Source organism: Streptomyces sp. NPDC041135 (assembly GCF_055592085.1).
This window is the reverse complement of sequence record NZ_JBVIYZ010000007.1, coordinates 262865-286782: the sequence shown is the minus strand read 5'-3', so window position 1 is coordinate 286782 and position 23918 is coordinate 262865. Positions and strand designations below refer to the sequence as shown.

Below are 23918 nucleotides of genomic sequence, written 5' to 3'. Positions count from 1 at the left end.
CCTTCCGGGCAAGAGGAGTGCGGCGGCCCCGCCCCGCGGTCACCTCGCCCGGACAGGACGGGCGGGAGACCGGTCACGGGCGTGCCGCCCCGGAGCCGACCTGGGGGAGCGCGACCATGCATCACGCCGTACGGCCACGGACCGTCCGCCCGCAACCGGCGGCGCTGCCGCGCACCCGGGGCCTGCGCACCCGGTCGCTCATCGACGCGGAGGCGCTGCGGGTCCTGCACCGGGCCGCCCGGGTGCTCCTCGACGACCTGCCCGAACTGACCGACCGGCTGGTGGCCGTGCTCCGGGACCAGGAACCGGCCTACCGGACCGCCCTGGAGAGCGACCCGGGCGGCATCTGGCGGGAGGTGCACCGCTCCCTGCGGCACAGCGTCAGCTCCCTGCTCGACCCCCGCGACGCCCGGGACGCCGCGCGCCGCTGCTCGTGGAAGATCGGCGCCGCGCGCGCCGAGCAGGGGCTGCCGCTGGACGCGCTGCTGCACGCCTTCCGGCTGGGTGGCTCCCTGGTGTGGCAGGCGCTCATCGAGGAGACCTCCCGGACCGCCCCCGAGGACGTCCGCCTCCTCGTCCACGTGGCCACCGACGTCTGGAACTTCGTCGACGAGCACTGCACCCTCGTCGCGGACGCCTACCGGCAGGTGGAACGGCAGCTCGCCTGGCGGCGCGAGAACCGGGTGCGGCTGCTGGCCGCCGCCCTGCTCGACGGCACCAGCCGCATCGCCGACCTGCCCGAGGCCGCCCAGGCGCTGGACCTGCCGGAACACGGCCGGTACGTCGTCGTCGCGGTCGCCGGCACCCACCTGCCCGGCGACCCCGGCGCCCGGGCCGCCGCCCTCGCCGCCGTACCGGCCCGGCGCGCCCACTGGCACACCAGCGGGGAGACCGACCACGCCATCGTCCTGGCCGAGGACGGGGACCCGCCGGTGTCCCCGGCCGCGGTGCCCGCACCGGCACCCGGGGTGCGCATCGGCATCGGTACGGCCGTCGACGGGCTCGCCGCGCTCGGGGACGCCCGCGGGTCGGCGGACACCGCGCTGAGCCTGTGCCCCCGCGACGGCGGCACCGTACGGCTGACCGAGCATCTCCCCGCGGCGCTGGTCGTCTCCAGCCCCGGCCTGGCCAGGGCGCTCGCCGACCGGGTGCTCGGCGCCCTCGCCGGGCTGGAGCCGGGCGACCGGGACGTACTGCTGGACACCCTGACCGCCTGGCTGGAGTGCGACGGCTCCGCGCGGGAGGCGGGGGCCCGCCTGTACTGCCACCGCAACACCGTCCTGAACCGGCTGCGCCGCTTCGAGCAGCTGACGGGCCGCTCCCTGGCCGGCCCCTCCGACATCGCCGAGATCAGCCTGGCCCTCACCGCCCGCCGCGTCCTGCCCGACTGACGCGCGCACCCGTCCCCGCGGCGGCTGTCCCCACCGGCACCGCCCGCTTCCCGCGGCGGCGGCCCCGGCGGCCCCGGCGCGCGGTGCCGGCCGCGCGGCCCCGCGGCGCCGCAGGCCGCCGGCGGCACGCCCGCCCCTGCCCGCCCGCCGCCCCCGTCCGGGCACGCGACCGGCGAGCCCCGCGGCCGCCGCCCGGCCCCATCCCTGCCGGGCCCGCCCCTGGGCACCCGCACAAGCGGTCCCGGCGGCCGTTGGGACGGTGCCGCGCACCCGCCGCCACACCTGTACCGGTCGCCCGGGCCCATGCTGTCGTGAGCTGCCCTTCCCCCCCGAGCCCGTGCCCCCCGCCACGGCGCCCGGCCCGGTCCTCTCCGAGGAGCAGCGATGCCCGAAGCACCACCGGACGACGAACCCGCCCTGTGCGTGGACCACCTCGACGTCACCTACGGCGGCGCGGTGTCCGCCCTGCGGTCGGTCTCCCTGACCGTCCCGCACGGCGGTGTCGTCGCCCTGCTCGGCGCCAACGGCGCGGGCAAGACGACCCTGCTGCGGGCGGTGTCGGGCACCCTGCCGCTGCACCGCGGCGTGGTCACGGCGGGCCGGGTCCGCTGCCGGCACACCACCCTCGACGGCCGCGACCCGGTCGCCGCCGTACGCGCCGGAGTCGTGCAGGTCCCCGAGGGCAGGCGGGTGTTCGCCGGCCTCACCGTCGAGGAGAACCTGCGGGCCGGCACGCTGGGCCTGCGCGGCCGCGCCACCGCCCGCACCCGGCAGGCCCGCGACCGGGTCCTCACCCTCTTCCCCCGGCTCGCCGAACGCGCCCACCAGCCCGCGGGCCTGCTCTCCGGCGGGGAACAGCAGATGCTCGCCATCGGCCGTGCCCTGATGGCGACACCCCGGCTGCTGCTCCTGGACGAACCGTCGCTCGGTCTGGCGCCGCGGATGGTGCAGCGGATCGCCGAGGTCGTCCGCGAGATCCACGCCCAGGGCACGGCCGTGCTGCTGGTCGAGCAGAACGCCGGCATGGCGCTCTCCCTGGCCGGCCACGCCTACGTCCTGGAGGTCGGCGAGGTCCGGCTGTCCGGCCCGGCCGGCGAACTGGCCCGCACCGACGCCGTACGGCGGCTCTACCTGGGCGACACGGCCGGCACCGGCCCTGCGCCCGCCCTGGACCAGGAGGCCATGTGAACGCCCGCACCACCCGCTCGCGCACCCCCGTCGCCCGATCCCGGCCCGGCGCGCCACCACCCGCGCTCCACGTGCGCGACGTCACCGTGCGCTTCGCCGGTCTCACCGCGCTCGACGAGGTCTCCTTCACCGTGGCACCGGGCTCGGTGCACGCGCTCATCGGGCCCAACGGGGCGGGGAAGTCGACCTGCTTCAACGTGCTGTCGGGCCTGTGCCGCCCGGTGAGCGGCACCGTCACGCTCGGCACCGACGAGCTGACCCGGCTCGCCCCGCACCGCGTCGCGGCGCTCGGCGTGGCCCGCACGTTCCAGAACATCGTCACCACCCGGGGCACGGTCGCCGACAACCTGATGCTCGGCCGGCACGCGCTGTCCCGCGCCGGGTTCACGGCGAGCGCCCTGCGGCTGCCGCGAGCGGTGCGCGAACAGCGCGAACACCTGGCCCGGGTACGGGAGATCGCCGAACTCACCGGTCTGGCCGGGCACCTGGACACACCGGTGGGCCTGCTGTCCTACGGCGACCGCAAACGGGTCGAGTTCGCCCGCGCCCTGTGCCTGGAACCGCGCGTGCTGCTGCTCGACGAACCCGTGGCCGGCATGAACGCGGCCGAACGGGCCCGTACCGCACAGGTCGTCCGGGACGTGCGCGCGCACCTGGGCCTGTCGCTGCTGCTGGTGGAGCACGACATGGGGCTGGTGATGCGGCTCGCCGACGAGGTCACCGTCCTGGACTTCGGACGCCGCATCGCCCGGGGCACCCCCGACGAGGTCCGCCGGGACCCGGAGGTGCTGCGGGCCTATCTGGGCACCGTGGCGGCGGGGGAGGACGCGGCATGACGACCCTCCTCGACACCCTCGTCGGCGGCCTCGCCCTCGGTTCCGTCTACGCGCTGGTCGCCCTCGGCTTCGTCATCGTCTTCAAGGCGTCCGGCGTACTCAACTTCGCCCACGGCTCGCTGCTGCTGCTCGGCGGCTACCTCACCGCCGTCCTGCACGACCGCCTCGGCTTCGCCGGGGCGCTGGCCGCCGCGGTGCTGCTGACGGCGGCCGTGGCCGGCGTCATGGACCGGCTGGTGCTGCGCGGCGGGGGACAGGACGCCGAGTCCGCCCACGTGCGCACCATCGCCACCATCGGGATCGACATCGTCCTGGTGACCGATCTGTCCCGGCGCATCGGGGGCGACCTGCTCTCCCTGGGCGATCCCTGGGGCGATACGGTGACCCGGCTGGGACCGGTGACGGTCGCCGACAGCCGGATCGCCGCGGTCGCCGTGTCGGCCGTGACCATCGGCGCGGTCTTCGCCCTCTTCCGGTTCACCGGCTGGGGCCTGGCCCTGCGGGCCGCCGCCGAGGACGTGGAGGCGGCCGCACTGATGGGCGTACGGCTCGTCCGGGTGCGCACGCTCGCCTGGTGCCTGGCCGGGGCGCTCGCCGCGCTGGCCGCCGTCTTCCTCGCCGCGTTCCCGGCACCCGGCCTGGAGCGGGCCACCGGGCAGATCGCCCTCAAGGCCTTCCCCGCGGCGGTCCTCGGCGGCATGGCGTCACCGGCGGGCGCGCTGGCGGGCAGCCTGCTGATCGGCCTGACCGAGTCCTTCGTCGTCGGCTACCAGGACGAACTGCACGTCCTGGGCGACGGGTTCGGCGACGTCGCCCCGTACGCGGTGATGCTCGTGGTGCTCCTGGTACGGCCGTCCGGGCTGTTCGGCGCGAAGGGAGCGGCCCGTGTCTGAGACCGCCTCGCGGCGCCGGTTCCCCCGCCGGACCGTGACCGCCCTGGCCGCCGCCCTGTGCTGCGCGCTGCCGTTCTACCTCGACGCCTTCTGGCTGCGCGTCGGCCTCTTCTCCATGGCGGCCGCCATCGGCGCCGTCGGACTCGGCCTGCTGACCGGGACCGCCGGACAGCTCTCCCTGGGCCACGCCTTCTTCCTCGCGGTCGGCGCCTACGGGTACGTGTGGCTGGCCGGCGATCCCGGAGCGGGGCTGCCGCCGGCCCTCGCCCTGGTGCTGGCCGTGCTCCTCACCGGGCTGGCCGGGGGGCTGTTCAGCCCGGTCGCCGGACGCGTGCGCGGCGTCTACCTCGGGGTGGCCACCCTCGCGCTGGTCTTCCTCGGCCACCACCTGCTGCTGACCGCGGACTCCGTCACCGGCGGCTTCAACGGCCGCTCGGTCCCGCCGCTGACCCTGGGCGGCTTCGCGTTCAGCTCCGACGACGCCGGCCTCGTCGTCCTGGGCGTGCCCTTCGGCGCCGAGGAACGGCTGTGGTACCTCGGCCTGGCCCTGTTCGCCCTGACCTGGTTCACCGCGCGCGGCCTGCTGCGCGGACGCCCCGGCCGGGCCCTCGCCGCCCTGCGCGACAGCGAGACGGCGGCCGCGGTGATGGGCGTCGACGTCGCCCGCCACCGCGCGGCGGTGTTCGTGGTGTCCTCGATGTACGCGGGCCTGGCCGGGGCGCTGCTGGCGCTGGTCTTCCGCCGCGTCGTCCCCGACTACTTCGGCCTCGCGCTCTCCGTCGACTACCTCGCCATGATCGTGCTGGGCGGTCTGGGCTCGGTCACCGGGGCCGCCGCCGGAGCCGTCTTCGTCACCGCGCTGCCGCTGCTGATGACGCGGTACGCCGACCACCTGCCCCTGGTGACGGCCCCCGGCACCGGCCCGGAGGGCGGGGTCGGCCCCACCGAGGCGGCCCGCTACGTCTACGGAGCCGCGATCGTCCTGGTCCTGCTGTACGCCCCCGCCGGCCTGCACACCCTGCCCGGCCGCCTCCGCGCCCGCGTCGCCCGCCGGCGCCCGCGCGCCCCCGTCCCCGCCCCCGGGTCCGGCCCCGCCGAGCACCCGCCCGCCCCGCCCGCACGAACCAAGGAGCACACCCCGTGAACGTCACACCCCCCGGACGCCTGCGCGCGGCCCTCACCGCCGGCGTGGCGGCCCTGCTGCTGCTCGCGGGCACCGCCTGCAGCTCGAAGGCGGACGGCAAGAGCGCCGCGAGCGCCGCGGACGGCGTCAAGGGCGGCCCCGGCGTCACCGCGACGGCCATCCGGCTGGGCGCGCTGACCGACCTGTCCGGCCCGTACGCCACCCTCGGCAAGAGCATCGTCCAGGCCCAGCAGATGTGGGCCGACCAGACCAACGCCAAGGGCGGCATCTGCGGCCGCACGGTGCACATCGTCGTCAAGGACCACGGCTACGACGTGCAGAAGGCCGTCACCGCCTACGCCGACATCTCCTCCGACGTCGTCGCGCTGCCCCAGGTGATCGGGTCACCGGTCATGGCGGCCCTCCTCGACGACATCGACCGCGACCACATGCTGACCTTCCCGCAGGCCTGGGCCGCCTCCCTGCTCGGCAAGGACTCCGTCCAGGTCCTCGGCACCACCTACGACATCGACATGATCGCCGCGGTGGACTACCTGACCCGGACCCGGAAGGTCGACAAGGGTGACGCGATCGGGCACGTGTACTTCGAGGGCGACTACGGCGCCAACGCCCTGGAGGGCTCCACCTGGGCCGCGAAGCGGGCGGGCCTGAAGGTCGTGGGCCGGCGGATCAAGGCGACCGACACCGACCTGACCGCCCAGGTGTCGGCGCTGCGCAAGGCGAAGGTGAAGGCGGTCCTGATCAGCGCCGGGCCCGCCCAGACGGCCTCGCTGGCCGGTGTGGCGGCCTCCCGCGGGCTGCGCGTGCCGATCGTGAGCAGCGCGCCCGGGTACGCCCCGCAGCTGATGAAGACCCCCGCGGCGGCGGCGCTGAAGGCGATGCTGCACGTGGTGAGCGCGGCCCCGGCCGTCAGCTCCGACCTGCCCGGGGTGCGGCGGATGGTCGCCGCGTACCAGAAGAAGTACCCGGGATCGCTGGTCGACTCCGGTGTCCTCTCCGGCTACAACGCGGCGGAACTGCTCGGCGCCGACCTCAAGAAGGCCTGTGCCGGCGGCAGTCTGGCCCGGGAGGACGTCGTCAGGGCGCACCGTTCCACCCCGCGCGCGGACACCGGCCTCGGCACCCCGCAGGACTTCTCGGACGCCGGCCGCCCGTCGAGCACCCGGACCTACGTGCTGCGGCCGGACGCGAAGGCCGTGGGCGCCGTGGTCGGCGAGGAGGACGCCCACCCGGTGCCGGGAGCCGACGAGTACCTCGCGGCGCACGGCTCCTGACGGTTCGCCGGCCCGGGCGGGGACGTGTCCGCCCGGGCCGGCGAGTGGCCTGGTGACAGCGCCGGTCCGGCGCCGGAGCGTGCGCCGCGGCCGCGGATCGTGAGGAATTCAAGAAGTTCGGTCGACGATGTTGACGTGGCGTTTCGGCGGACGCACATTACTTATCGGTAGAACCGCGCGGTAATCCGCCACCGGTGATCCGCGGCCGCCGGCGTGCGCTGTCCTGCCACGCTCCGGCAGCCGGCACCTGCCCTTCCGCTCGAGCCGCCGCATTCTCGCGAACCAGCAAGCCCGCGGGCCGCCACCGGCCCGCCCGCTCCGCGTCCTCGTCCCGAGAAGAGAGAGCACCCGCCCATGCCTGCTTTTCGTCGTGTCATGACCGCATCAATCGCCGCCGCCGGTGCGCTGACCCTGGGTCTCACCGCGCCCTCCGCCCAGGCCACCACCAGGCTCGACTACGCCGCCCTCGGCGACAGCTACAGCGCCGGCTCCGGCGTGCTGCCGGTCGACGTGAGCAACCTGCTCTGTCTGCGCTCCACGGCCAACTACCCCCACGTCCTCGCCGCCCGCACCGGGGCCCGGCTGACGGACGTCACCTGCGGCGCCGCCCAGACCAAGGACTTCACCGCGTCCCAGTACCCGGGCGTCGCCCCCCAGGTGAACGCCCTCGACGCCGGCACCGACCTGGTGACCCTGACCATCGGCGGCAACGACAACAACACCTTCATCAACGCCGTCCTGTCCTGCGGCACCGCGGGCCTGCTCACCGCCGGACACGGCAGCCCCTGCAAGGACACGTACGGCACCTCGTTCGACGACGCGATCGACGCGAACACCTACCCCGCGCTGCGGTCGGCCCTGGGCAGCGTCCGCGCCAAGGCTCCCAACGCGCGCGTGGCGGTGCTGGGGTATCCCTGGATCACCCCGGCCACCGCCGACCCGTCGTGCTTCGTCAAGCTGCCCATCGCCGCCGGCGACGTGCCCTATCTGCGCGCCCTGCAGACCCACCTCAACGCCGTCGTCCGGCGCGCCGCCGAGGAGAGCGGAGCCGCCTACGTCGACTTCGCGCAGGCGTCCGAGGGACACGACGCGTGCGCGCCGTCCGGCACCAGATGGATAGAACCGCTCCTGTTCGGCCAGAACGTCGTCCCGGTCCACCCCAACACCCTCGGGGAGCAGCGCATGGCCGAGCGCACCATCAGCGTCCTCGGCCTCGGCTGACCTGGCCCACGCCCGCCCCGGACCAGGACATGCGAGAGGGGTGCGGCCCACCGGACGGTAGGCCGCACCCCCCAGGGATGTGCGTGGTGGGCGGTGTCATCCGCCTACGTACCAGCTGAAGCCGCCGTTGCTCGCGGCGACGGCCAGCAGCACCAGCCACAGGACCACGTCGACGATGCCCAGGATGACGCCGGCCTTCGCCATGCCGGCCCCGTTCCTGGCCGACGCCTGGCGCAGCGCGACGGCGCCGAAGACGATGGCCAGCGGGCCCAGGACGATGTTCAGGAAGAACAGCCCGATGATGCCGCAGCACAGGCTCGCGATCGCCAGGCCGTTGGTGCGCGCCCCGGTCGAAGCGGAAGAGGAACCACCGTAACTCGTCATGACCACTCCAGATCGACGGTAGTACGGACCCTGCGGACCGCACGCTCCTTGGTTGTCGCTCGACCGTCCGGATGCCCCTCGGGGGCACTTCCATGTCAACGGTCCGTCAAGTCCGCGTGCGCCCCGCGGCGTTGTCCGCCCGTCGGCGGGCCGCCCTCAGCCGGCCTCGTGCTCGACGCGCATCCGCACCTGCTCCTCCAGGCGCCGCAGGCTGCCGTCGAGGGCCTCGCACACCGCCTGCTCGCCCGGGTCGTGGCTCCCCTCGAAGAACGACAGGTGCACCGTCACCTCGCTGGCCCCGCTGTCGATGCCGGCGACCTGGAGCCAGCCGGCGTAACTGCCCTGCGCGCGGGTGCCCCACTCGATCCGCATCTGATCGCTCTGGGCGCGCATCAGCGCCGGGGTGTCCTGGTCGGTGTGGTCCTCGTGCACCGTGACGGCGGGCGGATCGTCCACCCGCACGTGCAGGGCGCCGGGCAGCCAGGTGTCGAGCTGCCCCGGGTTCGCCGCCTGATCGAAGACGTGCTCGGGCTGGGCGGGCATCGTGCGGGAACGTTCGTACTCGGCCATCGCGGAACCGCTCCTCCGGTCGGGATCGATACCCCGCACGCGTGCCCATTCGGCCACGCCCGAAAAGTCCCGTCACGCGCCGCCTTCGGGCACCGGGGCGAGGGCGCCGGCGCCGAGGCGGGAGCGCAGCCGGGACACCGACGCCGCCGCGGCGTACGCCCCCGCACACGGGGCCGGCAGGTACACCGCCGGCATCGGCGCGCTGCCCGACAGCAGGGCCGGACCCCAGGCCCGGGCCGGGTTCGCGGCGCCGCCGGTCAGCCCGCCGAACGCGGCGATCTGGGCGGTGATCATGGCACCGACCGCCCACGGGGTGAAGCGCGCGAACCCGGGGCGCAGGACACCGGCACCCACCACGGTGACGATCACGAACATGGTGGCCGCCCGCCTCCGGTCGATCCGCGCTGCCGGTCGATTCGACCACACCCGCGCGGGTGCCGGGTGACCGGTGCCGGGCGACAGCGACGGGTTACGGGTTACGGGTGACGGGTGGTGGGCGCGGTGGTCGGTGCCGGTCAGTGGACCGCGGGCCGGTCGCCGAGCGGGGTGAGCCGGGCGTGCCGGCCCCGGCGGCAGTGCACCAGCCGCTCCTCCAGTCCCAGCCCGCGCGCCTCGGTCAGGAAGTCCTCGAGCGGCGAGCGGAAGACCGTGTAGTCGTCGTAGTGGACCGGCAGGATGTGCCGGGGATCGAGACGCCGGGCGAGTTCGGCGCCCTGCGCGCCGTCCATGGTGACCACGAACCCGCCGGGGAGCTGGGTGCCCCCGAGGTGCAGCACCGCCAGGTCGGCGGCCGGGAAGCGCCGGCCGATCTCCTCCAGGCCGTCGTACAGCAGGGTGTCGCCGGAGACGTACAGCCGCAGGCGCACCGGCCCGCCCGCGGGGCCGAACTCCAGCATGCTGCCCATGACCGGCGGTATCAGCCGCCGCAACACGGGCTGGAGGGCGTGCCGTCCGGGCAGCGAGGTCACGCGCACCTGCTGACCGCCCTGCCGCAGGGTGCAGCTCTCCCAGGTGCGCAGGCCGCCCGCCCGGTGGAAGCCCTGCCAGGTACGCAGGTGCCGTGCGGCGTGCGGCGTGGTGACGACCGGCACCGAGCGGTCCAGGCCCGCGCGGGCCCGGCGGTCCCAGTGGTCGCCGTGCAGGTGGGACAGGACGATCCCGTCCAGGCGCGGCAGGTCTCCCGGGTCGAGGGCGGGCTCGGTGAGCCGGCGGCTGACCAGCCCGTATCCCAGGTGCGCGCGCTCACCCCGGTGCAGGAAGTTCGGGTCGGTCAGCAGGGTCAGCTCGCCGTAGCGCAGCAGGACCGTCGCGTTGCCGATGAAGTGGAGGTCCAGCGTGTCGTCGAGGTCGGTCATGGCGGCGGTCCTTGCCCGACGGGTCCGCGGGCCCGTCTGTCGTCGTCGGCACTCGTTCCCTGGGCCCGGGGTACCCCACCCCACCGCTCCGCATACGCGCCGGCCGCCCCCCGCCTCCGCCCGCCCCACCCGCCCCGCGGGCACCGGCGTCCGCTGCTGGCCTGGACGGCGTACTTGCGCTCGGAAGGGGTGCCTGGGCAACCGTTGGGCGGGAACACCCCTCGGGAGACCGGGGCACGACGACGAGGACGACAACAGGAGAAGGAGGCCGGCGATGGCGGCAACCGTGGACGGGGCCCGGGCGGCGACGGCGGCGCCACGGAGCATCCGGCTGCCGGGGATCGTGCTGGGGGTGGGGCTGGGCGGATTCGTCGACGGCATCCTGCTGCACCAGCTCCTGCAGTGGCACCACATGCTCAGCAGCACCAACCACGACCGCATCGGGGTCACGTACTACGACCCCAAGTCCGTCTCCGGCCTGGAGATGAACACCGTGTGGGACGGCGTCTTCCACACCGTCTGCTGGCTCGCCGTGCTGTCGGGCCTCGCCATCCTGTACTCCCGGGTCACCCACAACCGCCGCCGCGTGTGGACCTCACGGGTGCTGTGGGGCTGGACGCTGGTCGGCTGGGGCCTGTTCAACCTCGTCGAGGGCCTGCTGGACCACCAGATCCTCGGCATCCACCACGTCCACGCCGGCCCTCACCAGGCGTGGTGGGACGCCGCCTTCCTGGTCCTGGGCGCCCTGCTGGTCGCGGGCGGCCACCTGCTCCAGCGCGGCGGGCAGTTCTTCGACCCCGACGCCCCGGCCGCGCCGCGTGCGCCCCGGGCCACCTGATGCACCACCACATGTCCGGCCACCATATGTCCGGCCACCACATGTACGACCAGCACATGTCCGGCCACTCCATGGGCGGCACGCTCGCGGAGACGGGCCTGCCCGCGCTCGGCCTGTCGCTCCTCGCCGCCGCCTACCTCCTGCTCGCCCGCCGGGCCCGGCGCCGCAATTCCGCGCAGGGGTGGGCGCCCGCCCGGACGGCGAGCTTCCTCACCGGCCTCGCCCTGACGGCGGCCGCGCTGCTGCCCCCGCTGGGCCCGTGGGCGCACGACGACTTCCGCGGCCACATGACCCAGCACATGCTCCTGGGCATGTACGCGCCGCTCGCCCTGGTCCTGGGAGCCCCGGTCACCCTGCTGCTGCGCACCCTGCCGACCGCGCACGCCCGGCGCCTGTCCGCCGTACTGCACACCCGGCCGGCGCGGTTCCTGGCCCACCCGGGCACCGCGCTGGCACTGTCCACCGGCAGTATGGCGGTGCTGTACTTCACCCCGCTGTACAACGCGGGGCTGCACCATCCAGCCGCCCACTGGCTGCTGCACGCGCACTTCGTGCTGTCCGGCTGCCTGTTCGCCCACGCCGTCGCCGGACCCGACCCGGCCCCCTCCCGGCCGGGCGTCCGGGCCCGCCTGGTCTACCTGGGCGTCGCCGTCGCGGCGCACGCCGTGATCGCCCAGCTCATGTACGGCGGCTTCTGGGCCGACATCCACGCCCCCGTCGACCAGGTGCGGGGCGGCGCGGAGATCATGTACTACGGCGGCGACACGGCCGAACTCCTGCTGGCCGCGGCCCTGGTCTCCACCTGGCGCCCCACCCGCCGGCCACGCCCGCGGCCGCTCGCCGTCCCCGTCCGGTCCTGAACACCGGTCCCCGGGGCAGCGCCCGCTACCTGGATTCCGCGGCGGGCTCCCGTGACACCGGCCGGCCCGGGGCGTCGGCCGGTGCGGCGGCGCGCAGGGCTGCCTCGACGTGGCGGTTGCCGGTCATGGTCGAGGTGACGGCGGTCATGGTGAGCAGGAGGCCGGCGGCGGCGTACAGCGGGGTGCGTACGCCGTAGGCGGTGGCCAGCCAGCCGCCGAGGAAGGCGCCGAACGGGGCGGCGCACATGGCGAGCATGCGCGAGGTGGAGGCGACCCGGCCCATCAGGTGGGCGGGGACGATCGCCTGCCGGAGGGAGGGGCCGAGCACCATCGTGGCGCCCATGCCCGCACCGCAGACGGCGAGCGCCAGGCCGGCGACGTACGGGTCCGGGGCGGCGGCGAGGCCCAGAATGGCGAGTCCCTCGACCGCGGCCGTGCAGGTCAGCGCGGCGCCGGTGCCGAGCCGCCGGCCGAGGAAGGAGGCGATGCCCGCGCCGAGCAGACCGCCGGTCGCCTCCGCCGTGAGGAGCAGGCCGAAGCCGAAGGAGCCGACGCCGAGACGGTCGTGCGCGAACAGGGCGAGGACGGTCTCCACGGCGAGGAAGGCGATGTTCCCGACCGCCGGGCGCAGTGCGAGCCCGAGCAGCAGCCGGTCCCGGAACACGTACGAGGCGCCGGCCCGCGCCTGCCTCAGCAGCGACTCACGGGCCTGCGGTACCGGCCGGGGCGCCGCGGGCAGCGACCGTACGAGCACCGCGGAGAGCGCGAAGGACACCGCGTCGGCGAGCAGCGGGACCGCCCGCCCGAGCGCGAGCAGGGCACTGCCCGCGGGTGGCCCGGCGAAGCCGGACGCGGCGGTCTGGGCGCCGCGCAGACGGGAGTTGGCGCGCTCCAGGAGCGCGGGGTCGCGGCCGAGCAGGTCCGGCAGGTAGGCCGTGGCGGCCGTGTCGAAGAAGAGTCCGCCGAGGCCGAGCAGGAAGGCGACGACCGCGAGCAGCGGAATGCTGAGCACGTCGAGTCCGGCGGCCGCCGCCGGTGTCGCGAGCAGCACCGCACGCGCCGCGTCCATCACCCACATCGTGCGCCGGCGGTCCCAGCGGTCCACCAGCGCACCGCCGAGCACCCCGAACAGCAGCCACGGCAGCGTTCCGGCGGCCGTGACGACGGCGAGCGCCATCGGCTCCCGCGTCAGCGTCAGCGCGAGCAGCGGCAGCGCGGCGTGCGACACCCCGTCACCCAGGGAGGACACCGTCTGCGCGGTCCACAGCCGTCCGAACCCGGTCGTCAACTTGCGTGTCACTAAGCTCACTCGGTCTCCCCTTCGGTCTGCTGGCGCGGCGCCGGACGGAACAGCGCGAAGACGAGCGACGCGTCCGGCAGGGACGGATCGGACAGCTCCCGGTACTCGTCCGCCAGTGCCCGCAGCCGCGCCCCCAGCTCCGTGAACCGCTCCGCGGTGAGCCGGAGATGCGCCATCCCCACGTGCCGCTCGCCGTCGGCCGGAGCCGCCTCCAGGTCCGCCACCGCGTGCCGCATCAGCACGTCCGGCCCTCCCTCGCCCGGGTCCGGCAGCACGATCGACCGCGCGGCCATGGCGTAGTACCGCTCGGTGACTCCCCGGACCTTCCGCGTGCGGACCACCTTCACCAGGCCGGCCCGTTCGAGCAGCCGGACGTGGTAGCTGGAACTCCCTTTCGCGAGGCCCACCTTCTCGGCGATCTGGGTGATCGTCGCGGGCTCGAAGCGGAGCACGGCCATGATCCGGTGACGCGTGAGATTGGAGACCGCGCGCAACTGCTCGTCCGTGGTGACGTGGAACGTCTCGGGTGGCTCATCGGTTGGCATGCCCTAATGGTCAACGATTCTTGACCATTGCGCAATTGCTGTGCGCGCTCGGCTTCGCGAAGGCAACTGCGAGCGGCAGGCGGGCAGTTCGGGGTGCGTCTCGCACCGGCCAGGTGGTGAGGGGTCCGGGCTCACCGCCGCGACGCCCCGGCGCCGGGCGAGCCGCAGTACGGCCGCGGTGTGGAGCAGCATCATCGCGATGTCGAGGGCCGCCCCCGCGGGGCCGTACTGGGGGAACGTCGTGCCGGACAGGATGACGAGCCCGGTGGCCGGCCCGGGCCGTGGGTGCGGTGGGTCAGCCTATGACCAGCGGTAACAGGACAAACGCCTTGCTGGTTGCGGGCGCCGGACGCGGACACGATGGGCGGGCGGGACAGGCCGGGCACGCCGCCGACGGCGCGTGCCGCCGTCCCGCCCCGGGCCCGCACGGCCCGGGCCCCCGATGAACCGCCCTACCCCGCCCCCCCACGAAAGGCAGTGATCCCCTGTGAGCCGGAGCGGACGTCCCGATCCATCCGCCGAGCCCGCGGCCGAACCGCAGCGGGAGCCGCTCGGCCGGTGGCGCTACGCCGGTGTCTTCCTGCTGCTGTTCCTGTTCGGCACGGAGACCTTCCTCGTCTCCCCGCTGCTGCCGACCATCGCCCACGACATCGACGTGTCCGAGTCGGCCGCCGCCCAGAGCGTCACCGCGTACGTCCTCGTCTACGCCGTCAGCGCCCCCTTCCTCGGGCTGCTCAGCGACCGCTTCGGGCGCCGCCGCACCCTGCTCGCCGGCACCGCGGTGTTCCTGCTGTCCAACGGCGCCGCCGCCCTGTCCACCGGCCTGGCCCTGCTGATCGCCTCGCGGGCGCTGGCGGGACTCGCGGCGGCCGCGGCGGGCCCGGCCATCTGGGCGCACATCGCCGAGACCGCCCCCGAGAAGGTGCGCGGCCGGGCGCTCGGGCTGGGCATGGCCCTGTTCTCCTGCGGCCAGGTCGTCGGCGTGCCGCTCGGCGGCCTGCTGGCCGGGGTCGCGGGCTGGCGGTCGGCGTTCCTCGCCCTCGCCATCGGCACCGCGCTGGCCGTTCCGCTGCTGCTGCGTCAGGTGGGCGCCACCGCCCCGGCCGCGACCCAGCCGGGTGGGACCGCGCTCGGCGCCGTGTTCGCGGCGTGGGGCCACCCCGGCCTGCGCAAGGCACTCGGGGTGAACACGCTCTTCCACGCCGCCAACCTGGGCGCGTACACCTTCCTGGGCGTGGTGCTCGGCGACCGGTTCGATCTGTCGGTGTCCGCGCTCGGCCTCGTCGGCGTCCTGGTGGGGGCGGGCAGTGTGGCCGGCTCGCTGCTCGGCGGCCGGCTCGGTGACCGGGCCCGGGAGGCGGGCCGCGACCACCTGCCGCTGCTGCCGGTGTGGGGCCTGCTCCTCGCGGTGGGCATCGCGCTCTCGGCCAAGGGACCCGGCATCGTGCTCGCCCTGGCGGGCGTGGTCGTCTGGTTCGTGGCGAGCGGTGGGTTCGTCACCGACCAGCAGACCCTGGCGGGGACCGCGGCGCCCGACCTGCGGGCCACCTCCAGCGCCTGGCTGACCTCCACGATGTACGCCGGTACGGGCCTGGGCGCCTGGGCCGTCGGCGCCTTCGCGGACGCCGGCACCGGAACCCTCGTCGTCGGCGCGGGCCTCGCCCTGGTGGCGGCCCTCGCGGCCCTCGCCGTCACCGGCGGCCTGCGCCGCACCGCCGGGACGCCGGCCCCGGCCGCCGTGGCGGACCCGGCGGTCGAGCAGCCCGCCCGGCCCTGACGGCGTCCGGCGCTCCGGCGCGGCGGCAGGCGGGGATCAGCCCGCCTGCCGCTCCGCCGCGTCCGGGCCCACCGCCCGCAGCGGCCGCTCGCACAGCGCCGCCATCCGGCCCCGGTCCTGCTCCGTCAGTGGCGTGAACAGCAGCACCAGCGCCGACGGGTCGTCCACCGGGTGGAAGGACGACAGCGACAGCGTCATGGGCGCGGAGCCCGGCGGCCGAACCGTCACCGAACGGGCCGTCAGCTCCGCCACCGAGTGGCAGCCCCACCAGTGGCGCAGCTCCGGCGCGTCCTCCTCGAGCCGCTCGTAGAGTTCCCCGGTGCGCGGGTCGGCGAGCGCCGGGCCCGCCTGGGCGCGGAAGTGCTGGAAGATGTTCATCGCCAGCGGTTCCCAGTCGTGCAGCACGGTCCGCAGCCGGGGGTCGGCGACCATCAGCCACATCAGGTTGCGCCGGTCGGCCGGCACCGACTCCGGGCTGCCCCACAGGGCGCTCCAGGGGGCGTTCCAGGCGAGCAGGTCGAAGTGGCGGTCCAGCAGCGCCGCCGGGCTGCTCGGCCAGGAGTCCAGCACGGGGCGGACGGTGGCGGCCAGCCCGTCCGGCTCGGCGTCGAAGGCGGCCGGTTCGTGGTGTCCCGCCAGCCGCATCGCGTGCCGCAGGCCCGCCGCGTCCAGGCGCAGCGCCTTGGCGACGGCGGTCAGCACCTGCCGGGAGGCGGTGACCCGGCCCTGCTCCAGCCAGGTGTACCAGGCCAGTCCGACGCCGGAGAGCGAGGCGACCTCCTCACGGCGCAGACCGGGGGTGCGCCGGCGCGGCGTGGCCGTCAGGCCCACGTCCGCGGGTTTGAGCAGTTCGCGGTGGGCTCGCAGGAAGGCACCCAGTTCCAGGCTGGGTCCGGGTTCGGGCGTGGACATGGCGACGGCTCCTCGGCCTGCGTCGGACGGTCGGCGGTGGGTGGTCGGTGGGCGGCGGGTGCGGGCGTGCGTGGTGGACGGGCGCGGACAGCGGTGCGCGGGTCCGGACGGCGCCCGTCCGGACCCGCGCTGTTCTCTCACTCTAGGCGGTGCCGCCGGTACGCGGGGTGAGCTTCCACAGCCGCACCGGCATCGCGCTCACCCGGCCCCGCTCGCTCTGCCGGGCCCAGGCCACGCGGCCGACGGCCTCGAAGAACGCGGCCCGCCGGCCCGGTTCGAGCACGGAAGCGTAGTAGTCGCCGAAGGTCGCCGCGTGGAAGTGCTCGTACTGCGCCGCGTCCCGCACGGTGACCACCGCCTCCCGCTCCCACTGGTCCTCGATGACGAAGAACTCCTCCAGGACGGCGGCGAGTTCCGCCGTGGTGCGGGTCCGGGTGGCGATGGGCAGGACGTCGTGGTCGGCGAGCAGCCGGGGCGCGTCGTCGCGGGCGACGCCGAGTTCGGCCAGCGCGTCCCGCACGATCTCGTCCTCCCCGCCGAAGCCTTGCTCGTCGCGCGCCGGGTGATACGTCGTCAGCAGGAAGGAGCCCCCCGGCGCCAGCTGCTCGCGCACCCAGCCCAGGATGCGGTGCTCCACCGGGTACAGCCAGTGCAGCACCGACGTCATGGTCACCACGTCCGCGCGGTAGGGCAGCGGCGCGGGCGCGGTCAGGTCCGCGTGGTGCAGGACGACCCGGCCGCCGTAGGACCGCAGCCGCTCGCCGGCCTCGGCGATGCGGTGCTGCGAACGCTCCAGACCGACCGCCAGCCGCAGCGACGGGTGCCGCTCCAGAGCGGCCTCCAGCAGCTGGCCGATGCCGCTGCCGAGGTCGACGAGCACCTCCGGCTCCCCGGTGACCCGGTCCAGGACCCAGTCGCGGTCGTGCACCTGGCGCAGCCGGCTGGCGTCGTCGTACCCGCCGAGGGTGCGGGCCTGGGCTTCGATGTCGGACAGGGTCACGGGCGCTCCTCGGAGGTGCTGGTGGCGGAGTACGGCGTGGCGATGAAGTCCTCGACGCGGCGCCGTACGTCACTCTGGTCGTACCGCTTGAACAGGTTGATCCGGTTGCGGGCCAGGTCGCCGCGGTGGACGAGCTCGTACAGGTGCTGGCGCTGGCCGAAGCCGTCGCCGGTCAGCTCCCAGGCCAGGCGCAGCAGCCGGGACTTGCGCTCGGCGTCGATGCCGCGCCCGCGCATGTATCGGTCGAGCAGCGGCCGCAGCCGGGGACTGGCGAGGTCCCTCTCGGTGGGCTGCATCAGCAGTCCCGAGGCGCCGATGCGGCGCACGACGTCCACGGCGCTGTCGGCGACCTCCGCGGACCAGACCCGGCTCGCCGCGGTGTCGCCGGGCGCCAGCAGCCCGCCGTCGGTGACGCCGGCGCGGGCCTCGGCGGCGTCGAGGAAGAGTTCCGTCAGCTCCGCGTACGACGCCAGCCGGCCCAGGTCCTCCTGGATGTTGCGGAAGCTGTCCACCCCGATACTCTCGGCGACCAGCGTGGCCGTGGCCAGCAGGGTGCGCAGCCGCTCCCGGTAGCGGACGTGGCCGATGTACGCGGACCAGGCGTTGATCCGGGCCAGCCCGGTGCGGGCCAGTCCGGCGTCGCGCAGCAGGAAGACCCGGTCCCAGGGGACGAGGACGTCGTCGAAGAAGAGCATGGCGTCCTGCTCGTCGTAGCGCGCGCCCAACGGGTGGGCGTGGCCGTGCGGTTCGCTGCCCAGCGGCTCCCGGCACAGCGTGACCAGGCCCGGTGTGTTCAGCGGCAGTGCGAACCACACGACGAACTGCTCGCCGCGGCGCTGCGCGAACGAGGCCGAGAGGTAGACCAGCACCTCGTGGGCGAACGGCGCCAGGGTGGTGAGCTGTTTGGCGCCGCGCACCACGATGCCGGCGTCGTTCTCCGACAGCACGCGCAGGGCCAGGTCCGGGTCGTCCACCGGGTCGGTGGAGCGGTCGATCTGCGGATCGCCCAGCGCGTGCGAGAGGACCAGGTCGTTGGTGGCGCAGTACCGGTACCAGGCCTCCGCGTTGGCACCGAAGCCGGGCCGGGCCGCCTCCAGCCGGTTGCGGAAGTCGTAGACGCCGACGGCGATCGAGGCCATGAAGGCGGGGGAGCGGCCGTGCTGTCCGAACGCCCGTGAGTGCCAGAACTCGGCGCTGCGGCGTTGCAGACGCAGCTCCTCCAGGGTGCGCGGCGGCTGGTAGCCGCGGGCGAGGCGCTGACCGCTCTCGGGGTCCTTGTAGGTGAGCAGGTCCTCGTGCTCGGGGTCGTGCTGGAGGTCCAGCAGGTCGGCGAGGGCGTCGACCGCCGGGCGGAAGGCCGGGTGCCCGGCCGGGTCCGTGACCCGGCGGCCGTCGAGGTACAGCTCGCGTCCGTCGTCGAGTTCGGCGCGGTACCGGTCGCCGGTGAGCAGCCCCCGGCCGGTGTGGGCGGAGGTGTCCAGGAGGGTCATGTACGGGCTCCCGTCGAGGGGATGGGCGGGTGGGCGAGCGAGCGGTAGGCGCCGCCGTGGTAGATCAGCGGCTCCCCGGGCCCCGCGTCCGCGGCGGCGACCCGGCCGACCAGGACCGCGTGGTCCCCGCCGGGCAGCACGGTGTGCAGATGGCAGTCGAACCAGGCCAGGCAGTCCTCCAGCACGGGCGCCCCGGTCGCCTCGGCACGCATGGGCGCGGTCGTGAACAGGCCCAGCGCCCGGCCCGCACCGGGGGCGGCGAAGTGCCGGGCCAGCGGCTCCTGGTGACCGGCGAGCACCGACACCGCGTACCGGCCGCTGCCGCGGACCGCGGCCACCAGCGGGCTGCGGGTGCTCACCGACACCGTGATCAGCAGCGGGTCCAGGGACAGGGTGCACAGGGAGGAGACGGTCTTGGCGAAGACCTCGTCGCCGTGCCGGGCGGTGAGCACGGCGACGCCCGTGGTCCAGTGGCGGGCGGCGTCCCGGAAGGCGTCGGCGGCGGCGTCGCCGCGGACGGCGCGCACCACGTCGCCCGGCGCGCCGTGACCGCCCGCGGACACCCCCACGGCCGCCGCGCCGGGCCCGGTGCGCGCGGCGCCCACCGCGGCCGAGCGCCCGGGACCGGCGCCCGGCCCGGTGCGCGCGGCGCTCACCGCAGCCCCACGCGGTAGGCGCGCAGCCACTCGTCGACCTGCACGAGGTGGTCGAGGCCGCCCACCGGGTTGGGCGCGGTGCGCGGGCTGGGCAGGGTGCGGCCCTCGGCCAGGGCGCGCCGTACGGTGTCCCGGTCCACCAGGTCGAACACCGGGGCCGCCGGGTCGGCGAGCAGCTCCCGGGCGCGCTCGGTGAGCACCTGGGCGTAGCGCACGGCCGGCGTCGACGGGTAGCCGCTCTTGGGCCGGTCGGCGACCTCGGCCGGCAGCAGGTCGCGCACGGCGTCGCGCAGCAGCCCCTTGGCCCGGCCGCCGGGCGCCTTCAGGGCCCAGGGCACGTTCCAGGCGTACTCGATCAGACGGTGGTCGCAGAACGGCACGCGCACCTCCAGGCCGACGGACATGCTGACCCGGTCGACGCGCTCCAGCAGCGGCGGCAGCCAGCGCGTCAGGGCCAGGTGGAACAGTTCGCGCACCCGGCGGTCCGCGCCGCTCTCCCCGGGCAGCGCGGGCGTCCCCGCCACCGAGGCGCGGTACTGCTCGGCGGTGTACTCGTCCGGCCGGACCGCCGCCCGTACCTCCGGACGCAGCAGCTCGGCCGGGGTGGCGCGGCCGTGCAGCCAGGGGAAGGTGTCGGCGGCCCGGGCGGCGGGGTCGTGGAAGTAGGGGTATCCGCCGAAGACCTCGTCGGCGGCCTCTCCGGACAGGGCGACCGTGGAGCGCCGGCGCACCTCGCGGAACAGCAGGTGCAGCGAGGCGTCCATCTCGCCCCAGCCGGGCCGGTCCCGGGCGCGCAGCACGGCCTGCCGGGCGTCCAGGAGGTCGTCGTCGGGGATGACGACGGAGGTGTGCAGGGTGCCGATGTGCTCCGCCGCCGCCTTGACGAACGGGGCGTCGGCGCCGGTGCGCCAGGCGTCCGGCGCCCGGTCGGCACTGCCGGGGAAGTCCACGGAGAAGCTGCTGACCTTGCCCTGCCCGGCCCGTTCGCGGGCGAGCGCCGCCAGCGCGGTGATGGCGCTGGAGTCGACGCCCCCGGACAGCAGCGTGCACAGCGGGACGTCGCTCATCAGCTGGCGCTCGACGGCGTCGCCGAGCAGTTCGCGCACCGTGCGGCGGGTGGTCGCCGGGTCGTCGGTGTGCGGGCGGGAGACCAGCTGCCAGTACCGCGACTCGCGGGTGACCGACCGGCGTACGGAGACCAGGTGGCCGGGGCGCACCTCGTTCAGTCCGCGGAACAGCCCGTGTCCGGCGGTGGGCGCGGCCGGCAGCGCGAACAGCTCGGCGATGCCCTCGTTGTCCAGCTCGGCCCGGAACAGCGGGTTGGCGAGCACCGCCTTCGGCTCCGAGCCGAACAGGACACCGGTGGAATGGGCGTGCCAGTACAGGGGCTTGATGCCCAGGTGGTCGCGGACCAGCAGCAGTTCCTCGGCGCGCCCGTCCCACAGGGCGTAGGCGAAGATGCCGTTGAACCGCCGGGGCGCGTCGGCGCCCCATTGCAGGTGCGCCCGGAGTACCACCTCCGTGTCGGAGCGGGTGCGGAACACGTGGCCGAGGCCCTCCAGTTCCCGGCGCAGCTCGGTGTGGTTGTACAGCTCGCCGTTGTAGCCGAGGACGGTCTCCCGGGCGTCGACGGGCTGCGAGCCGCCCTCGAGGTCGATGACGGACAGCCGGCGGTGGCCGAGCGCCGCGTGCCGGGACAGCCAGGTGCCGGAGGCGTCCGGTCCGCGGCAGGCCAGGGTGTCGGTCATGGCGCGGACGGTGTCGCCGCGGGTGCGCAGGTCGGTCTCCCAGTCGAGCCAGCCGGTGACGCCGCACATCAGCGCTCCCCGGGGGACTCGGCGGAACCGTCCTGGGCCGCGGCGGCAGCGGCGTCGGCCGCGGCGGGGGTGGCGGACTCCCAGCGGCAGCCGTGGCCGGTGGGGCCGGTGCGCAGCTGGTGGGTGGGGACGAAGCCCTTGGCGCGGATGTTCGCGGACAGCGCCTTCGTGCAGTACGTGCACGGGGAGGCCAGGGTGATGCGGACCCCGGAGCGGCGCGCCTTCTCGCGGTAGTCCCAGATCGCGCAGTGCGTGATGGTTAGTGCGGCCCGGGTGGGCCCGTCGGTGTCGATGCCGTCGTCGAACTCGTAGTCGGAGCCGTACAGTTCGGCCTGGCGGGCGATGCGGTGCACCGGGTCGGCGGCGCCCCGGCCGTGGTCGGGCTCCACGTCGCGGTGCACCTCGGCGATGGCCTGGGCCCAGGCGGCGAGCGCCTGTTCGCCGTAGCGGGCGACGAGGAAACGTTCCATCAGGGCCTGGCCGCGGAAGAACACCCGCTGCCAGTCCACGGCCGTCCCGGTCGCCCGGTCCGGCAGGTCGGCGAAGATCTCCGACTGGAGCGCGAACCAGTCGGACAGATGCGTGGTGTTGCTGCGGGCGGCCAGCAGCCGGGTCAGCCCGGACTCCGCCTCGTGCAGCCGTTGGCGCCACAGGGCCGACCGCTCCGCCTCGGGCATGGCCCGGTAGGCGTTGCGCAGGTGGTCGGCCTGGGCCGGGGACGGACCGGCGGCGCGTGGGCCGCCCAGTACGGCGGTGACGGGACGGCCGGCCTCCCGGGTGCCGGCGTCGTCGTCCGCGGCGGGCGCCGGAACCCCGTCGGCACCGCCGCGGGCGATGCCTCCTCTGGGCGCATCGCTCATCTCGGATCTCCTTCGCGGTGGGGGAGCGGACCGGTCGGGTCCTGCTGCCGGCAACGCTACGAAGGCGGCCGACCACCCAAGAAGCCCCGAAAGGCGGCGCCGGCGGCGACCATCGGAGCACCGGGACTACTCCGAAGGTCGCCCTCACGGCGACCGGAAAAACACGGGCGGGCGGGCACCTGTGCGTGCCCACCCGCCCGTGCGAAACGTTTCGGCTCAGCCCGCCAGTCCGTGGCGGTGCGCGTACAGCGCGGCCCGCAGCCGGTCGGACTGCCCGGTCTTGCGCATGGCGTTCGTCAGGTGCTTCTTCACCGTCGCCTCCGCCAGCGCCAGTTCCCGCCCGATCTCGGCGTTGCTCAGACCACGGGCCAGCTGGGCGAGCACCTGGCGCTCCCGCGCGGTGAGCCCGCAGTGCTGCGGCAGCGGCTCCGCGCTCTCCCCGGCCACCGCGACCTGCACCCGGGCCGCGGGCGGAGCCGGCAGGAACACCGAACCCCCGGCGCCGGCGATGCCCACCGCCCTGATGATCCCCTCCTCGGGCAGGTCCAGCGGGAAGCAGCCGCTCGCCCCCGCCAGCAGCACGCGGCTCGCCTCGGCCGTGCTCTCCGCCCGGCGCAGCAGCAGCACCCGTGCCTCGGGCACGACGTCGGGGGCGCGCAGCCGGGCGACCAGGGCCAGATCCTGCGCCAGCGTGCCGCCGCGGCCCAGCAGGACCACGTCCGGCCGTACCCGGCGCAGCGCGTCCGGCAGCCGCAGCGGGTCCCCGGAGCTGCCCACCACCACCGTGCCGGGGTCGGCGTTCAGGACACTGCGCAGACCCGCGCTGGCCACCGGATGCCGCTCGGCGAGGAAGACGCGGGTGACGCCCGCGGGATGGTGGGAGTGCGGCCCGGCGCAGGCGGGATGCCCGCAGTCGCAGCCGGACTGCGCCCAGGGGCGGCGCGGCGCTGCCAGGCCGGGCGACCGCTCCTCGGCCTCGGCCAGCATCTGGTGCCCGGCCATCAGGTCGAGCGGGTTGTCGATCTCGGCGTGCACGGTGTGCGGGTCGCCGAACCGGGACGCGGCGACACCGGCGGTGGTCAGGGTCGTCACCACGAACTCCCGCCTGTGCGCGGGAAGTCGGTATGGCTGTGACGGTACGGCACGTGTGGTCCCCTCAGCGGTGGCGGGGCCGGGACGGCGGCCCCGGCGGCGAGCGCGGGCCCGGTCGCGCACCGCCCGGCAGCCCCGTACCGGCACGAGCCGAGGGGGGAGAGGACGGAAGGCGCCGGACCGGGCCGGACAAGGGAGTGGGCGCCCCGACGGGAAGATCCCGCGGATCAGCGCCCGGTACACGGACGACAGGACTCGTCGAAACACCTGCGGTGCCACGAGCCGCCGATACCGACCAGGGTGAAGCCGGTTCGCCGTTTGACCATGGTGACAGCGTAATTCGGCCCGTCAGAGGGGTCAATGATGGCCGGATCACACGGATATGAGGGAAGCGTGTATTCCGTACGGCTGATCCTATGACCCCGGGTATCAGCATCAACGCCTGGCTGGCTGGGGACTTCGCGCTCCCGCACGCTTCGGTCACAGCGATCCGCGGGCCCCGGTGCCACTCGGCA

Annotated in this window: 23 protein-coding genes; 10 read left to right on the top strand and 13 right to left on the bottom strand. The window is 75.1% G+C overall.

What is annotated here, in order from left to right; genetic code table 11:
* Nucleotides 1-116 precede the first annotated feature (116 nt).
* The 7 genes from ACZ6CZ_RS19225 (at nucleotide 117) to ACZ6CZ_RS19195 (ending at nucleotide 7947) form a co-directional block, all read left to right on the top strand.
* Complete coding sequence (locus tag ACZ6CZ_RS19225; protein ID WP_469022284.1) at nucleotides 117-1391, top strand: RsbRD N-terminal domain-containing protein; 1275 nt, start codon at nucleotides 117-119, stop codon at nucleotides 1389-1391.
* 384 nt (nucleotides 1392-1775) lie between these two features.
* Nucleotides 1776-2579: an ABC transporter ATP-binding protein gene (locus ACZ6CZ_RS19220; RefSeq protein ID WP_469022282.1), complete on the top strand. Its 804-nt coding sequence runs from the start codon at nucleotides 1776-1778 to the stop codon at nucleotides 2577-2579.
* Nucleotides 2576-3415, top strand: coding sequence for an ABC transporter ATP-binding protein (locus ACZ6CZ_RS19215; protein ID WP_469022279.1), 840 nt, complete (start codon nucleotides 2576-2578; stop codon nucleotides 3413-3415). Before ACZ6CZ_RS19220 ends, ACZ6CZ_RS19215 begins: the two co-directional genes overlap by 4 nt.
* A complete protein-coding gene (locus tag ACZ6CZ_RS19210; protein ID WP_469022277.1) occupies nucleotides 3412-4308 on the top strand; it encodes a branched-chain amino acid ABC transporter permease in 897 nt (298 codons plus the stop codon). The genes ACZ6CZ_RS19215 and ACZ6CZ_RS19210 overlap by 4 nt, the downstream gene beginning before the upstream one ends.
* Entirely contained in the window at nucleotides 4301-5452 is a 1152-nt protein-coding gene (locus ACZ6CZ_RS19205; protein ID WP_469022274.1) for a branched-chain amino acid ABC transporter permease, read from the top strand. The genes ACZ6CZ_RS19210 and ACZ6CZ_RS19205 overlap by 8 nt, the downstream gene beginning before the upstream one ends.
* Nucleotides 5449-6726, top strand: coding sequence for an ABC transporter substrate-binding protein (locus ACZ6CZ_RS19200; RefSeq protein ID WP_469022272.1), 1278 nt, complete (start codon nucleotides 5449-5451; stop codon nucleotides 6724-6726). Before ACZ6CZ_RS19205 ends, ACZ6CZ_RS19200 begins: the two co-directional genes overlap by 4 nt.
* Nucleotides 6727-7101: 375 nt before the next feature.
* A complete protein-coding gene (locus ACZ6CZ_RS19195) occupies nucleotides 7102-7947 on the top strand; it encodes an SGNH/GDSL hydrolase family protein (RefSeq protein WP_469022270.1) in 846 nt (281 codons plus the stop codon).
* A gap of 96 nt (nucleotides 7948-8043) precedes the next feature.
* Here ACZ6CZ_RS19195 and ACZ6CZ_RS19190 read toward each other — a convergent pair whose 3' ends face one another.
* The 4 genes from ACZ6CZ_RS19190 to ACZ6CZ_RS19175 form a co-directional block, all read right to left on the bottom strand.
* Nucleotides 8044-8331: a DUF4190 domain-containing protein gene (locus ACZ6CZ_RS19190; RefSeq protein ID WP_469022267.1), complete on the bottom strand. Its 288-nt coding sequence runs from the start codon at nucleotides 8329-8331 to the stop codon at nucleotides 8044-8046.
* Nucleotides 8332-8487: 156 nt separating this feature from the next.
* The gene (locus ACZ6CZ_RS19185; protein ID WP_469022264.1) at nucleotides 8488-8901 is read right to left on the bottom strand and encodes an SRPBCC family protein; all 414 of its coding nucleotides are present in this window, start codon (nucleotides 8899-8901) and stop codon (nucleotides 8488-8490) included.
* A 72-nt stretch (nucleotides 8902-8973) separates the two neighbouring features.
* Complete coding sequence (locus ACZ6CZ_RS19180) at nucleotides 8974-9276, bottom strand: aquaporin (RefSeq protein WP_469022262.1); 303 nt, start codon at nucleotides 9274-9276, stop codon at nucleotides 8974-8976.
* A 140-nt stretch (nucleotides 9277-9416) separates the two neighbouring features.
* Complete coding sequence (locus ACZ6CZ_RS19175) at nucleotides 9417-10256, bottom strand: MBL fold metallo-hydrolase (RefSeq protein ID WP_469022259.1); 840 nt, start codon at nucleotides 10254-10256, stop codon at nucleotides 9417-9419.
* A gap of 274 nt (nucleotides 10257-10530) precedes the next feature.
* On the opposite strand from ACZ6CZ_RS19175, the gene ACZ6CZ_RS19170 reads away from it, so the two are divergent.
* On the top strand, nucleotides 10531-11094 hold the full coding sequence (locus ACZ6CZ_RS19170) for a DUF2243 domain-containing protein (protein ID WP_469022256.1): 564 nt from the start codon (nucleotides 10531-10533) through the stop codon (nucleotides 11092-11094).
* 71 nt (nucleotides 11095-11165) lie between these two features.
* A complete protein-coding gene (locus ACZ6CZ_RS19165) occupies nucleotides 11166-11954 on the top strand; it encodes a cytochrome c oxidase assembly protein (RefSeq protein ID WP_469022622.1) in 789 nt (262 codons plus the stop codon).
* Nucleotides 11955-11979: 25 nt separating this feature from the next.
* Here the strand turns inward: ACZ6CZ_RS19165 and ACZ6CZ_RS19160 are convergent, their stop codons facing one another.
* Together ACZ6CZ_RS19160 and ACZ6CZ_RS19155 are read right to left on the bottom strand one after the other, a co-directional pair.
* The gene (locus tag ACZ6CZ_RS19160; protein WP_469022619.1) at nucleotides 11980-13242 is read right to left on the bottom strand and encodes an MFS transporter; all 1263 of its coding nucleotides are present in this window, start codon (nucleotides 13240-13242) and stop codon (nucleotides 11980-11982) included.
* Nucleotides 13243-13259: 17 nt separating this feature from the next.
* Nucleotides 13260-13799 carry an ArsR/SmtB family transcription factor gene (locus ACZ6CZ_RS19155; protein ID WP_469022254.1) on the bottom strand — a complete coding sequence of 180 codons (540 nt, stop codon included), beginning with the start codon at nucleotides 13797-13799 and terminating at the stop codon, nucleotides 13260-13262.
* Between the two features lie 487 nt (nucleotides 13800-14286).
* Between ACZ6CZ_RS19155 and ACZ6CZ_RS19150 the strand changes: the two genes are divergently transcribed.
* The gene (locus ACZ6CZ_RS19150) at nucleotides 14287-15576 is read left to right on the top strand and encodes an MFS transporter (protein ID WP_469022251.1); all 1290 of its coding nucleotides are present in this window, start codon (nucleotides 14287-14289) and stop codon (nucleotides 15574-15576) included.
* A 36-nt stretch (nucleotides 15577-15612) separates the two neighbouring features.
* Here ACZ6CZ_RS19150 and ACZ6CZ_RS19145 read toward each other — a convergent pair whose 3' ends face one another.
* The 7 genes from ACZ6CZ_RS19145 to ACZ6CZ_RS19115 all read right to left on the bottom strand — a co-directional run bounded on the left by ACZ6CZ_RS19145 (nucleotide 15613) and on the right by ACZ6CZ_RS19115 (nucleotide 23403).
* Nucleotides 15613-16488, bottom strand: coding sequence for a helix-turn-helix domain-containing protein (locus ACZ6CZ_RS19145; RefSeq protein ID WP_469022249.1), 876 nt, complete (start codon nucleotides 16486-16488; stop codon nucleotides 15613-15615).
* Between the two features lie 142 nt (nucleotides 16489-16630).
* A complete protein-coding gene (locus ACZ6CZ_RS19140) occupies nucleotides 16631-17488 on the bottom strand; it encodes a class I SAM-dependent methyltransferase (RefSeq protein WP_469022246.1) in 858 nt (285 codons plus the stop codon).
* Nucleotides 17485-18978 (bottom strand): 4-hydroxyphenylacetate 3-hydroxylase family protein, encoded by a 1494-nt coding sequence (locus tag ACZ6CZ_RS19135; RefSeq protein WP_469022243.1) that lies wholly within the window; start codon nucleotides 18976-18978, stop codon nucleotides 17485-17487. Before ACZ6CZ_RS19135 ends, ACZ6CZ_RS19140 begins: the two co-directional genes overlap by 4 nt.
* Nucleotides 18975-19634, bottom strand: a complete 660-nt coding sequence (locus tag ACZ6CZ_RS19130) for a flavin reductase family protein (protein WP_469022241.1) — start codon at nucleotides 19632-19634, stop codon at nucleotides 18975-18977. The genes ACZ6CZ_RS19135 and ACZ6CZ_RS19130 overlap by 4 nt, the downstream gene beginning before the upstream one ends.
* Nucleotides 19631-21451, bottom strand: coding sequence for an asparagine synthase (glutamine-hydrolyzing) (asnB, locus tag ACZ6CZ_RS19125; RefSeq protein WP_469022239.1), 1821 nt, complete (start codon nucleotides 21449-21451; stop codon nucleotides 19631-19633). The genes ACZ6CZ_RS19130 and asnB overlap by 4 nt, the downstream gene beginning before the upstream one ends.
* Nucleotides 21451-22311 carry a hypothetical protein gene (locus ACZ6CZ_RS19120; RefSeq protein ID WP_469022236.1) on the bottom strand — a complete coding sequence of 287 codons (861 nt, stop codon included), beginning with the start codon at nucleotides 22309-22311 and terminating at the stop codon, nucleotides 21451-21453. Before ACZ6CZ_RS19120 ends, asnB begins: the two co-directional genes overlap by 1 nt.
* A gap of 216 nt (nucleotides 22312-22527) precedes the next feature.
* Entirely contained in the window at nucleotides 22528-23403 is an 876-nt protein-coding gene (locus tag ACZ6CZ_RS19115) for a response regulator transcription factor (protein WP_469022234.1), read from the bottom strand.
* Nucleotides 23404-23918 lie beyond the last annotated feature (515 nt).